This window comes from Candidatus Hydrogenedentota bacterium (assembly GCA_019695095.1).
Classification (GTDB): domain Bacteria; phylum Hydrogenedentota; class Hydrogenedentia; order Hydrogenedentales; family SLHB01; genus JAIBAQ01.
Genome location: JAIBAQ010000045.1, coordinates 23,242 through 36,388, shown reverse-complemented (window position 1 = coordinate 36,388; position 13,147 = coordinate 23,242). Strand labels below are relative to the sequence as shown.

Annotated in this window: 9 protein-coding genes; 2 read left to right on the top strand and 7 right to left on the bottom strand. The window is 57.8% G+C overall.

Features of this window, described 5'->3' with window-relative positions; translation table 11 throughout:
- From K1Y02_09820 to K1Y02_09800, 5 genes are all read right to left on the bottom strand, one after another.
- A partial coding sequence (locus K1Y02_09820) for an exo-alpha-sialidase (GenBank protein MBX7256646.1) occupies window positions 1-1,466 on the bottom strand: 1,466 nt, incomplete at its 3' end.
- 139 nt (window positions 1,467-1,605) lie between these two features.
- Window positions 1,606-2,496 (bottom strand): DUF1559 domain-containing protein, encoded by an 891-nt coding sequence (locus K1Y02_09815; GenBank protein MBX7256645.1) that lies wholly within the window; start codon window positions 2,494-2,496, stop codon window positions 1,606-1,608.
- A gap of 393 nt (window positions 2,497-2,889) precedes the next feature.
- Window positions 2,890-4,797 carry a CocE/NonD family hydrolase gene (locus K1Y02_09810; GenBank protein MBX7256644.1) on the bottom strand — a complete coding sequence of 636 codons (1,908 nt, stop codon included), beginning with the start codon at window positions 4,795-4,797 and terminating at the stop codon, window positions 2,890-2,892.
- 147 nt (window positions 4,798-4,944) lie between these two features.
- A complete protein-coding gene (locus tag K1Y02_09805; GenBank protein ID MBX7256643.1) occupies window positions 4,945-6,747 on the bottom strand; it encodes a hypothetical protein in 1,803 nt (600 codons plus the stop codon).
- Between the two features lie 4 nt (window positions 6,748-6,751).
- Complete coding sequence (locus tag K1Y02_09800) at window positions 6,752-8,002, bottom strand: hypothetical protein (GenBank protein MBX7256642.1); 1,251 nt, start codon at window positions 8,000-8,002, stop codon at window positions 6,752-6,754.
- Window positions 8,003-8,112: 110 nt separating this feature from the next.
- Between K1Y02_09800 and K1Y02_09795 the strand changes: the two genes are divergently transcribed.
- Window positions 8,113-8,667 carry a lipocalin family protein gene (locus K1Y02_09795; GenBank protein ID MBX7256641.1) on the top strand — a complete coding sequence of 185 codons (555 nt, stop codon included), beginning with the start codon at window positions 8,113-8,115 and terminating at the stop codon, window positions 8,665-8,667.
- Window positions 8,668-8,757: 90 nt separating this feature from the next.
- On the opposite strand, the gene K1Y02_09790 is transcribed toward K1Y02_09795, so the two are convergent.
- Window positions 8,758-10,122 (bottom strand): alpha-L-fucosidase, encoded by a 1,365-nt coding sequence (locus K1Y02_09790; GenBank protein MBX7256640.1) that lies wholly within the window; start codon window positions 10,120-10,122, stop codon window positions 8,758-8,760.
- Window positions 10,123-10,310: 188 nt separating this feature from the next.
- On the opposite strand from K1Y02_09790, the gene K1Y02_09785 reads away from it, so the two are divergent.
- On the top strand, window positions 10,311-11,303 hold the full coding sequence (locus tag K1Y02_09785) for a prolyl oligopeptidase family serine peptidase (GenBank protein ID MBX7256639.1): 993 nt from the start codon (window positions 10,311-10,313) through the stop codon (window positions 11,301-11,303).
- 18 nt (window positions 11,304-11,321) lie between these two features.
- Here K1Y02_09785 and K1Y02_09780 read toward each other — a convergent pair whose 3' ends face one another.
- Window positions 11,322-12,467 (bottom strand): 2-isopropylmalate synthase, encoded by a 1,146-nt coding sequence (locus tag K1Y02_09780; GenBank protein MBX7256638.1) that lies wholly within the window; start codon window positions 12,465-12,467, stop codon window positions 11,322-11,324.
- Window positions 12,468-13,147 lie beyond the last annotated feature (680 nt).

Genomic DNA, 13,147 nt, shown 5'->3' with positions numbered 1-13,147 from the left:
ATGCCGTCGGATGACTGGATGATGCATGGATAGGAGAACTCGCCCCAGTCTTGTTCCAGCACCCGGATATCACTCCACGTCTTCCCGTCGTCCGTGGATTGAATCACTGTGAAGGGTGTGCGATCCCATTGGTCGGTGTCGTTGTAAGCCAGAAGCAAGCGACCGCTCTTCAGCTTCGTCATCGCTATCCCTGAATCGGGACACTTCAACTCCGCGCGCGTGGGCTTTGTCCACGTAACGCCTCCGTCGCTCGACGTGCTCTGAAGAATTCTCGGATGGCCCCGCATCAGACACAGCAAGTCGCCGTTGTCGCGCTGAACGACCGTCGGCTGTTCCCCGCCCGGCATCAACCCGATCCGGTTCCACGTCTGCTGCGCCGGATCGAGAATCAGCAAAAATCCTGCGTACGCTCCATCCACGTGTCCGCTGATGGGTAACGCGAACCGTCCGTCGTTGAGCGTTAGCGGCGCATTTCGAGGCAGCCACGCAAAACTGTCCGGCATCTCCGAATCGGTACTCCACGTCTCTCCGTTATCGGTCGACGTACGAACCATCAGACGGCACTTCGACCAGCCCGACCCTCGGCGCGTTGGCCTGCTGCCTTCCATACGGCCCCACACGATCCACACGCGTCGATCCGGTCCCGTGAAGATGACCGCATTGCCCGGAGGAGCCTCCGGGTTTTGTAGAAGCCGTTGCGGCGTCGACCACACTCTTTGCCCCTTGACCAGACGCGCCATGTAGAGGGCCTGGTCTTCCGCCGACTCGTAGCTGCCTGCGTACCACAGGCACAACAAGTCGCCATTCGGCGCTTCCGTGATTGTCGAGCAATGATGCACCGCAACGCCGGGTATTTTCGTGAAGATTAGTTCCGATGAAAACGCGAAAGATCCATAGGGATCGGGAATCTCCCGTTTGGGTCCGGGTTGATCGATAGCCGTTCCCTGTGCTTCCGCTTCGGTTACTGCGATCGGCTTGCGCCCCAGCAGCGATACAATTGCTGGTTCGAGTCCTTTCTTTTCCGAGCCCAAACCACCGTGGTAAAGGACCTTGCCTGCCTTGTCGAGCAGAAAGAACTCAGGCGTAACCTTCGCCCCGAACTGATTGGCAACGGCCCGCGCCGGATCGCGGTAGATGGGGAAAATACACCCGCCGTTCTGCTGAAACGTGCGCAGTTCCTCTCCGCTTTCCTCGGGATTGGAGCATACCCCCACGAAGAGGACTTCCTCCTCGCGATACTTTTCGTGGACCGTGTTAATGGCCTTGATTTGGTCCGCGGTTGCGAGGCAACGCGCCGACAAGAACACGACGACGGTCCCATTCCGTTCCGCGTAATTGTCCATTGTCCGCGCGTAACCGTCGAGTGTCTCTAACGTCACCGGCTCGGCAATCTCTCCCACGGACAGCGCATGTGCGCCAGACATGCATGCAAGCATACACAATGCAATTCCACTTCCTCTGAACATAGGACTAGGTCTCCTTGAAGCTATACAAAAAGCGGTCCGCCCAGCCTCTCCGGTTCATTGGAAGAACCGAAGGGACTGGGCGGATTGTATCCCAACCGCCCCCAAAGTCTATACGGGCTTGCAGGTCCTCAACAGACCATTAGAGTAGGCTGACCAACTCCGCCATGGTTGTGAGCGCCTGAACAAACGTCGTGCAAATTGGGAATTTCCCTGGATACTTGACGAACGATACGTGACCGTCCATGTACAGCACATTGCCACCGCCGGGAACATGGTTGTAGGAAGGCTGATCGAAGTAGCCTGTCGAGTGGGTGATGTCCCACATGATCGCGATGTCGCTCTGCGCTTGGTTCGAAGCGGCGGGATTGTTGATGTCGGAGATAAAGAAGCGCTCGATGCCTTCGCGAAGTCTGTAGGCAGTCTTCCCGATGGAGAACTCGATGTCATTTTCGTGGAATTCACTGAAATTCTGATCGTTTGCGTAACCATCTGTGATTAGCTTTGCGGCGTCCACGGTGTAGAAGTCAGGGCGAATTGCGTCGGCTGCCGGGAGCGCGTTCTCATCTGCTCCGGGAAGTAGATAGTATTCCGCATCTATGGCCCATCCTAGGTACTGGTACGATACATCCCAGAACTCGCATGGATCGATGGTGCCACCACCACCTCTAAAGTAGTTTTCGAAATAGTTGTGAGCATCAGGGTCCGACGGGCATTGGCAGACATTCACGTCCGTCAAGTACTCCGGATACACGGCGGGTCCATCAAAGAACATGTGATTGTAGTTGGGTTCTTTTACAGCGTCGTCGCATGAATCCACATAGATCTTCGACATACTGGGATATTTCTCGCCTTTGCTCTCGTTGGCGTACATCTTGAAAACTACACCGAGCTGCTTCAGGTTGTTCTGGCAGCTCGAACGGCGAGCAGCTTCGCGGGCGCGTGCAAGTGCGGGAAGGAGTATCGCGGCCAATATGCCGATAATCGCGATTACGACTAGCAATTCAATGAGTGTAAAACCTCTCTTACGCATTGGATTAAGTCCCCTCACGTTTGTAACTGACCCCTATTGGATATTCATAAGTCAATTGGTGGGCGCACAAGATGATCGCGGCATCACCTCCTTCGTGGCGAACCAAGCCTGTGCCCGTGTAGTTCCCCAAACACCTCGGGTTAGCGTTCAAATTGAGTGTGGCGGTGACCATAAGTGGACGCGGCGTCAATACAGCGCCAACTTTTGTGTCAGTTTAGATCGGGATTGTCAATTCTGACAAGGGGGATGTCCGGACCATATGCCGCTCATGTCCCTTCGGACCCGAGACCGGTTACGCTCGGACCCGTGTCCGGAACGAATGTCTACACAAGACATGTCGTTCCCCGCAGGACATGTTCGAGGATGAGGTGTATGTGTTTCTAAAATAAGGAGTTAGCGTGGAATCGTTGGGATGTCGATGTGGGATGCATTCTGAGCTGATCGATTCACGGTGAGGGTGGGTACATCGCCAGCCGGATACCGCGCGAAGACGGACGCATCGTGTCCCGCGACCGCCACGCGAAGACGGCTTCCCTTTTTCAGAAGTACCGAAGTGGGGAAGAGGTCGAACGCAATTTCCGCCGGCTCTCCGGGAACCAACGGCAACGCGTCCGCACGATTAAACGTATGGTAAGGTCCAAATACCGCATATGGCGGCGAGTCGGTCGAGACCTTGCGGTGAACAGCGCGCAACATGCCTTCCGTCAAGTACGTCACCGTTCCGTCAGGGTTGACTGCCTCCAAATACGCGAAGAATGCGCCATCCGATGCCGTCGAAGCGACATTCAACGTGATGACCGGATGCCCCGTGATCTCCGTGTCAGTCTCAAGAGCCGCGCTCGTATAAACCAACAACTTCGCATCCTGCGCAGCGCGATCGGAATACACCACGTCTTCACCATCGGCCTGGGTTCGCCAGCGATTCGAATTTCCGGTCGTCGCCGTGAAATCCACCGTATACGTGTCTGCGCCATTCGGATCTGTGGGCGCGGTCCGAGACAGCCCTCCCTCGGGCGCAAAATACCAGCGTTCCATCCGCGTACTAGGCAGAGGCCAAGCCGGAGTCTTCTTCCACTTACCCTCTCCCATGGTGTAATACCGGACCTCGTGCATGGCCGCACCGCTCGCATTGTCCTTGAGGTACGCGTCGAAGAAAGCCAGATACTCAGCGAGCCGCTGCTCCTTACCCGGCTGAATGGCCGCATCCACGGGCTTGAACGGATCGACATCCGTCTTGCCACCGTGGCTCCATGGGCCAATCACGACAATCTGGGGGTTCTTAAACGTAGCGAATCTCGACAGCGCCCCGCGTGCCGTGCCGGCATCAAGCCAGCTCGCGCTGACATACATGGGCGTGTTTGAACCCTCAATCGCGCTCCGAAGCCCGCAAGGGCTCAAGGCATCAAACGCGACGCCGGTCGCGCCAAAAGGATCGTCTCGGAATTCGAGTTTGCGCCCGGCTTCGTAGATGTCCACATTGGCCGAGCGCTCTTTGATAGCCGCGGCGAGCTGAACTCCTTCCGGGTCTTCGTCCACGCGCTTCACGCCCGAAATCACCCGCTTGAGCATGTCGTAGTCTTTGTTGCGGTATTTTGCGACGGCGACGAGATCATTGGTGTCCAGCATGCGGGCGCCGTCTCGCCAGAATCGAAGAAACCAATCATTGAGGACACCGCCCGGCGCAATGTTGTCGACCCACGGGTCGAAATCGCTGTACAGCGGCGCGGCCGCTTTCAACGCCGGGCGCTTCAGCCCCACGACCAACTCCGCGGCGGTACCGTCGTATTGGATACCGAGCGCCCCAACCTTTCCATTCGACCACGGCTGCTTGGATATCCATTCCACGATCTCGCCGAAGTCGGAGATTTCGTTTGTCGAGAATGGTTGCGTGCGCACTCCGAAAGACGCGCCCGTCCCGCGCGCATCCGCGTAGACGATCGCGTAACCGGCCGCGCCCACCGCGTTCGCCTCTTCAAGGTTGAAGTCATCGGTGGGCACCACTCCCGTGTACGACAGCAACTTCATGGCCCCGGTCTGTTTTACCAACCCGATGGCGCGCCAGTTGGGGGTATGTTTCACGATAGTGGGCACGCGCTGTCCTGGTTCTAGCGTCGCCGGAAGCCAGACATCGATGGCGATCTTGACCCCGTCGCGCATGGCCACGTACAAAGCTTGATTTCGTGGCAGCCCCGCGGGGGTGGGCACCAATGTCTCGCACCAGGCAAGCGCGGAACACACAAGTGCAACTGCAAGCATACGGCACACGCCGCGTGCGGAGCATCCTCGGAACGACAGAGTCATGGAAAGAGAAATCCTGTACTGAATGGAGCTTGCGCCCTACCCTTGAAACCTGCAAAACGCCGTAATTCTGACGGCGCGTTGGGGGCGTGTCAAGAGCCGCCGGATGCTGCAATACCGTTATAGGGCGCTCGAATAGCGGGGGCCGGGTTAGGCGCCGGATTCGATGACCAGCATCGCGGCAACCACGAGCTTGGGAATCGCGACATCAACGCGTGACCCGGTGCCTGACGCTGTTGACGTGAATTCTATGCTGCTCGAAGGAGTCTCCGCGTCTGCGCTGGAGAACCGTACTTCCTTTACGCTGGGAAATGGCACATACACCGATACCACGAGGTTCTCTGCCGGAGTGACAAAGTCTTCAAACGATGACTTGCGCTGTACGTTCAGGTTGTAGAGATGAACCACGCTTACGGTGGACGTGTCGCGCGCAACCGCGCGTACGGTGGCAGGCCCCGTCATCGTCAGCGATGGCGTCCCGATCGCCTTTCGAACGGAATCCAACCACGTGGCCGATTCCGCGGTTACCACAGGCTTACCGGCGGCTTCCAGTGCCCGCAATACATTGCTCGCAGGCTCGGCAGCCACTTCTTTGCTTTCAATCAACGTGACACGAGATTCACCCGCACGCTGCTCCGTGAAGTCGTCCTCGCTGAGCACCTCGAACTGGATGTTGGCAGCGCGCATTTCGGCGGCTAGCCTCAATGCGACACACTCGTCCGTTTCAATCCACCGCTGGAACGGCAAGTAGAGACACACATCGCGGCGGGGAACCGACGCATTGAGAAGGTCCGTGTGCGACTTCAACCAATCCGCATACGGCCGCACGGCGGAGATCATCCCTGGGCGCACGTCATCCGGCCATGTTGACCAAAGCATGTACGACGCTTTGTGCGCCGCCGCCTCGGCCATGGCGAGCTGAACCAGGTGCGCCGGCGTGTGGTAGTCGCCCTCTGCAATGGTCACCGCCACCACCGGTTTGTTGTGAACAATGGATTGCAGCAGGGTGTACGTGGGCCCGTACTCAATCGTCTTTCCGTCGGGCATGATACGTGGCTGAGTCCCCGTGTCCTCGATAACGACGAAGTCCTCAGTCTTGCTCATCTCATGGATGTTGTAAGCGAACCCCCGATTCTGACTGTAGAACACGCTCGGCGAATTCAGGCTGTTGTTGGCCGTAATCACGGCGTTCGGGTTAATGGTGCGCGCGTAGTCGCGGATTTCCTTGAAGAAGTCTCGGGCAATCGTGCACCGATAACGCTTAAATTCGGTGGAATGATCTTGGGCCAACTTGCGCAACGCCTCAACGGACCCGTCTTCGGGAACCTCTCCTTGTTCGCGAAGGTAAGACGCGAAACCTTGCATGCAGTGCACGCAATAGCAGCCGTTCTTATGCACAGTAGGATTGTCGAAGAAGATGCCGTCGTGCCCCGTCTCAAGTTGCACGCGAACCATATACTTCTCATAGGAGCGCCAATCCGGGTTGTTCATGCAGGCGGGCTGGTATTCGCCCCCGTACCAGGACGCCAACGGTTTGCCGTTCACGTCCAACTGAAGCCATGTGTCCGGCGTGCTACGGAACTCCGCGCGCTGTTCCGGTGTCCAATTCTTTGCGAACGTCTCAAGACCCACGATTGACGTCGAACACAGGTAGCCGAGAACCGTTGGAATGCCCAGTTCCTTGGCGTGCTTTGCGTATTCGGCCTCTGCCTTTTGCCGCTTCGCCCATTCGTCGGAGGGCGGCAGGCCACTGTACCCGTCGCCACCCAACCCGCTCGCGTAGATGATCGTGACGCCGCATGCGGCAGCAGCTTCAGCCTGGTGTCCGAACGCATGCAAGTGATCGAAGGCGTGAAACGATGCTCCTACCCGCAAATCCGGCGCATTCTGCGCATACCCGACGACGGAAAACATATACATGCCGATAGCAGCGAACCAAAGCCCCGTCCTCATGTGGCTACCCCTTCTGCATAATCTCGCCTACGTCCAACACATAGATCTGCCGCTGACCCGCGTGCAGCGAATCAATGCTGACACACCGACCGTCTCTGCTCCAACGTGGATGCAAATCGCACCGAAACTCCAGATCCGAAACCTGCGGATGAAAGAACCGTCCAAACTTAATCAACTTCCCGTCCGCGGGCCGGTAGAGCATGAGCATGATCATTCGCTTCGCATCGGGATACGTGTCGGTCAGTATCCAATTGCCATCCGGCGAATACGTACAGTGTCCGTCTACTTTCAAAACGTCTGCCCCGACGGTCTCCACATTCTCCGTCTTGTCCGTGTATATGTGGAACTTCGCTCCGTCCGCGGGTTCTTTCGACCAACCCATGAGGATCGCCGGCGTCTTCCAGATGTAGTGCGAAACCATTCCGTGATCGTTGAGACAATATAGATCGGAACCATCGGGATTCGCGGTGAACAGGCTTGTCGAGCGTCCATTCCTGTCCGTCGTCTTCAAGAAGGCGCGCTCAAGAAACGAGAAGCGCGTGCCGTCCGTGTTGAACAACAAGTGGTTGAACCAATGCTTCGTATCCGGATTTGCGCCCGTCGCAATCGCTGCCGTCCGATCGAGTGAGATGATGAGTTTCGATTCCCCAGTCTCCAAATTCACCGAGTAGATCCCATCTTCAGCAGGATGAGGGTCGTCTGCCCACGGATCGACCACGCCTTTGTATCCATATCCCGGACGCGTGTCATCCAATCGCGCAAAAGGAATACTTAGTCCGATCTTCCCATCGGGACTGACACAATAGACAGCGCGCGGAAGCGTGCGCGATTCTCCCGTATTCAGATCCTTGATGATGGCGACGTAATGATCCCCCTCGCGATCGTTGTAAATCACCTTCGAGTCCGATCCCGGCAGCCATTGCAGCATGCAGCCCTGCTGCCAACACCACGATCGGGATTCGCCTATCTGCGTCCACGTATCGCCGTTAGCCAGATCGATTACCCCGAGACGAATGACGTCATCCGGGGTAGGCTTGCGGCCCTCGAAGTCGGTCTCCATGCCCAGCAACCGCTGATTCGTTGAGTCAAACTGTAGCTTGTCGTAATAAGCGAACCAATGCGCCTTGGGTCCGTGCGTTACGGCTCTGATTGGGACGATGACGTCTTCTGTCTGAGCGTATGACTCTTGCGCATACGCTTTCACAGCCGCCAAGACCGTAAGCGCCAGCGAACCAAAGACTGCGAACTTCTTCATGACCCGCCCCCTATACGTCGCGTCTCTTCGCGTGCTAGACTAACTTCACTCGCCGAACTCGGCGGGGCTGCAAGGCAGTAGAATTGGCATTCTATAAAGAGGTACTTCCGATGCGTCACTTTACACAACTCCGTCCACGCATTGCATTCGCAACGCTCGCACTATTGACAACCATCTGCCTGACGGGATGTCCTACACCACCTCAAGTCGTTCCATCGGTTGACCTGACGCTCTATGTCGGCACCTGGTACCAGATTTCGGCCTATCCCACGTTCTTCAACCGCAATCTCGTCGGCGTCACAGCAGAGTACACGCTTGTTGACGTGGGGCTTGTCGACGTTCTGAACAAAGGCTTTGAGGGATCGCTCGACGGGACGGAAGTCTCCATTACGGGGCAGGCGCGCGTTGTGGATACCGACACCAACGCCAAGCTTGAAGTCGCCTTCGACTTCCCGCTCGGACAACTCCTCAAGGGCGAATACTGGATTGTCGATCTGGATACGACGTTCTACCAATACGCAGCCGTGTCGGATTCCAGGCGCAGTACCTTGTTCATCCTGTGCCGGACTCCCCAAATCGATCAGGGCGTCTACGACGGCATTCTCTCGCGCCTGGAAGCCAAAGGTTTCGATACCAGCAAGCTGATCCTGACGCCGCAACCTTGATCCATAGCCGAAAAGGTCTACGCGCGCTCCGGCATATCACTTACGGTACAGTGAGTCCGAGCCGTGCGCACGCCAGACGTCTGGGTTCTCCTATGTCAATCGTGCCACGCGCACGACGGTATTCGTCCCGTAGGGGAACCCTGTTGTCTCTAAGGTGAACTGTCCCGACGCGGCATCCTGTTCGAACTTGAGCACATCACCGGTGTCGATCCACTCCGCCTTGGAGATGGACTTCGTGAGCCCGGCGAATTTTCTTGGACCCGGCCCCTGCATGTCCGCGGTCACGTGCGCATTTCCACTCACGGAGAGGTCGTGCACGAAGAGATACGTCTTGCCGTCCGCTTCCAACGCAAAGTCCTTACCTGCCGACGTCACGCCGCAAGGCTTTCCGCTGTAGATGACTTCTGCATACAACTTGAGCCAATCTCCGGTCCTGATAACAGCGGCCGTCTCATAATCCGGCAACGCGCCTTCCGCGGTCGGGCCGATGTTGAGCAAGTAGTTCGCCCCGACTTTTCTGCACGCGCACAGATTTGTGATGATTTCCTTCGGCGACATGTAACAGAAATCTCTGTACCCGATGCCCCAATGCATGTTCATCGTCTGGCACATCTCGGCCGCCAGATACTTCGGCATCCCTCGACGATCCATCGGCGTGGGGTGACCCTGCTCAAAAGTCACGCAATCGATCTCCGGATTGCCCACCGCTCCCCGCGCGTGCAGCCCCGTGTTGTTGATGATCATGGCCTCGGGCTGATGCTTTCGGATCATTGCGTAGAGCCGATCCTCTTTCCAGTCCGTGCCCTCTGGCTTGCTCCAGTTCCCGTCAAACCACAGCCCGCCAATCGGCCCGTACTGCGTGCAGAGAATCTCGACCGACTGCAGCAAGTAATCCAGGTAGGCATTGAAGTCCTTCTCGAAACTCTCCTGATACCAATCCAGCGTCGTGTGGTAGAAGAAAGGCTTGATGTCCATCGCATTGCAGCCCTTCACAAAATCGGCAACCAAATCGCGCTTCGCCGGCGAATGCACCGCGTCGTAGTCCGACAACCCGCGCGTGTCGTAAAGACTGAAACCCTCGTGATGCCGCGTCGTAAGCGTGATGTATTTCATCCCGGCCTTCTTCGCGGTCTGCGCAATCCTGATTCCGTCAAACTCCGACGCCGTGAACGTGTTTCGCAGCTTCTTGTACTCTTGCGGCGGAATCTTCTCCATGTGCATGACCCATTCGCCGCGTCCCAACTGCGAATACAGTCCCCAATGCAGAAACATCCCGTATGCAAGCGATTCGTACTGCGCAACACGCGGTTCCGGTTTAGGCATCTCCATACTCGTATCGCTCTCCTTCTTAGTGTCTTTCGTGACCGCCTCTTCCGCCGATGCGGCACTCGCAAGCACAAAGCCCGCCCCAAGTCCTTTCAATACATCGCGTCTCGAAGGTTTAGGTGGTGTCATCGGTTTTCCCCTCCGTTTTCAGCATAACGAAAGTCGAGAGGAGAGTGAAGCGCCCAGACTCCCAAGGCAATCGCACCAAGAGTCGAGCAAAGACACCCTATCTCTTCAGCCCGTCCATACCGTCCATACCATTCTGGTCATCGTAACAAGAGTCTGATATTGTCTTGCCAAAACGCGAGGTGATTTCTATGCGCACGTGGTTTACCGCCGCATTCGGCGTATTGTTCGCGGGATCGCTGCTGGCAAACGCGGCTCCATACCATTCTCGCGACGAGGCACTGCGCGCAAAACTTAACGTTGTGCAGATTCCAAGTACGCTTGATGGCACAGACCAGCCCGCCCGCCTGTATGTTCCGTCCCTCTCGTGCGGCTCACGGCCACTCGTCGTGCTGTTGCATTCGTGGAGCGCAGACTATCTCCAAGACGATCCCGCGCTCGCCGTACTCGCGGAATGCGTGCGCCGGGGCTGGGTATTCGTGCAACCCAACTTTCGCGGACCAAACCGGAATCCCCAAGCCTGTGCTTCTCCGCAAGCGATACAAGATGTGCTGGATGCCGTCGAATACGTGTGTGGCAAGACCAACGTTGATCGCGCGCGAATCTATGCCGTTGGCAGTTCCGGGGGAGGGCACATGTCGCTGGTCATGGCCGCGCGCGCGCCAAACCTGTGGGCGGGCGTCTCGGCATGGGTCCCCATCACGGATTTGGCTGCGTGGCACGACGAGAGTTCGCGCCGCGGTTCAAGGTACGCCGCCAATATGAAGGCCGTGTGCGGCGGCGTCCCCGGAGCGTCGCCGGAAGTTGACCGCGAATATCGCGAACGCTCGTCCCTGTGGTTCCTCGAAAATGCGAAGGGACTTCCCATCGACATCGGTGTGGGGATTCATGACGGTCATACGGGCAGCGTTCCCGTGCATCACAGCCTCTGGGCCTTCAATGCACTCGCCGAGGCCAACGGTACACCCGAGAAGCGGCTTACCGACGAGCAAATCGCAACCTTCACTGAACGGCAGACTGTGCCCAAAGAATTGCGCGGCGAACGGCGCAATGAACCGTTTCGCGACCACACGATGCTTTTCCAGCGTACCGCCGGTCCCGCACGCGTCACCGTATTCGAAGGCGGGCACACCATCGATGTGCCCGCCGCCATGCGCTGGCTCTCCCGCCAAAGGAGAGAATGAATTGCGCCTCGTCGAACCCTACACACAGGCGGCCCGCTGAATCATCGCCGCGATCTCCTCATCGGGCACTTCGCCCCGGCGCTGCTCGGCTACTTGCAGAAAATCCCGGTAGACCGCATCGACCGTCCTCGCGTCCAGCGGACGTCCCATCGCGGCGGCGCGATGCGCAATGGCCCTGCGCCCGGACCGTGCCGTAAACACAAACTTGTGTCCCGGCGCACCCACCAACGTGGGAGGGACAAACTCGTAGTTTTCCGGGTCCTTGATGATTCCGTCCTGGTGAATTCCGGAGGCATGCGCGAAAGCGTTCGCGCCGACGATAGGCGTGTTGGGTTGAATCGGCACGCCCGTGACCTCCGCCACCCTCCTGCTGATGGCCGTGATGCGCGACAGGTCCACACCCGATTCGGCCACCGCCTTCAACGCCAGAACGACGGCCACCTGCTCAGCGGATGCATTGCCTGCGCGCTCGCCGATTCCGTTCACCGTGACTTCCACCTGGCGTGCCCCTGCTTCAACCGCGGCAACAGAATTCGCCGTCGCCATGCCCATGTCGTCGTGGCAGTGAGCGGACACGATGGCCCGGCCCTCCACGAAGCGCACGACCTCGGCGATCAAATCGCCGTATTCGTGCGGCATGGCATAGCCGACGGTGTCAGGGATGTTGACCCGGGAAGCGCCGGCCGTGATGGCCGTCTCGATGCATTGACGCAGGAAGATCCGGTCCGTGCGCGTGGCATCCTCCGCGCTGAACTGCACGCGCTCGCAATACTGCCGCGCTTGTTGAACGCAGGTTTCAATGGTCCGGATCGCGTCGGATCGGGTGATGCCCAGCTTCCGGGTCAGGTGGACATCGGAGACTCCCAGAAAGACATGGATAACCGGGTGAACGGCGTGCTCCAGCGCGCGCGCTACCGCCTCGATGTCGCCGGGCACACAGCGGGCCAGCGCCGCCACCTCGCAACGCCGCACCGTCTCCGCGACGCGCTCCACCGCCGCAAAGTCTCCAGGCGACGACGCCGGGAAACCCGCCTCGACGGTCGCAACGCCAAAGGCTTCCAGGGCTTGGGCAATCTCAACTTTCTGATCGGCGGTAATGTGCACGCCCGGCGTCTGTTCGCCGTCGCGCATCGTGGTATCGAAAAATCGCACGTGCTTAGTCATGACTCAATTCTCCTTTGCGTAACTCATTGTCGTTTTACTCAGACCAGTCCGAAACGCAAAGGCTCAAGCGCGTGGATTAGAGCGAAACAAGCCCCAAATCCATGAGAAACCACCTCCCTTCGATGTCTCGCGTAACCTCCGCGAGACCCTTGCATCGCCGTCTGGCGCGCGGTTGAACCAAATACTTGCCGGAAAAAACAATGAGGCCACGGGCCTGGGCCCGTGGCCTCTATCTGAACCGTTGCCGGTTATTGATTAGATAATTCGAGGCACAACGAGCCCGCCTTCCTCCACGAGGAGGAGTGGGAGTAGCAAGCCCGTTAACTGCATCGAATTACACATACACCGTTTCCAAAGTTGCAGAAATGATAGCACAGACGGCGCAAATTGGCAAATCGACCTGTCTGCCGAGCTGCGTTCGGACCTGCGGCGATTGCCACCGAAAAGACGTCGCCGTCCCGCAGGCATTCCCGCGAAACGGCGACGAGGAAGCTACAATCTGACGATTAGTGGTTCTTGTCCGCTTTGCATTCTTTGAACGTGGACAGGTCGCCCGCCAAAAGGTAATCAAGACAACTGCTGGGCGATGGCCCTGCTATCGCTGGCATTGATACCTTGGACAAATTCTTGATGTGACGCATGAACACTCTCCTTCACAGCATTTGTTTTGACCGTTGAGG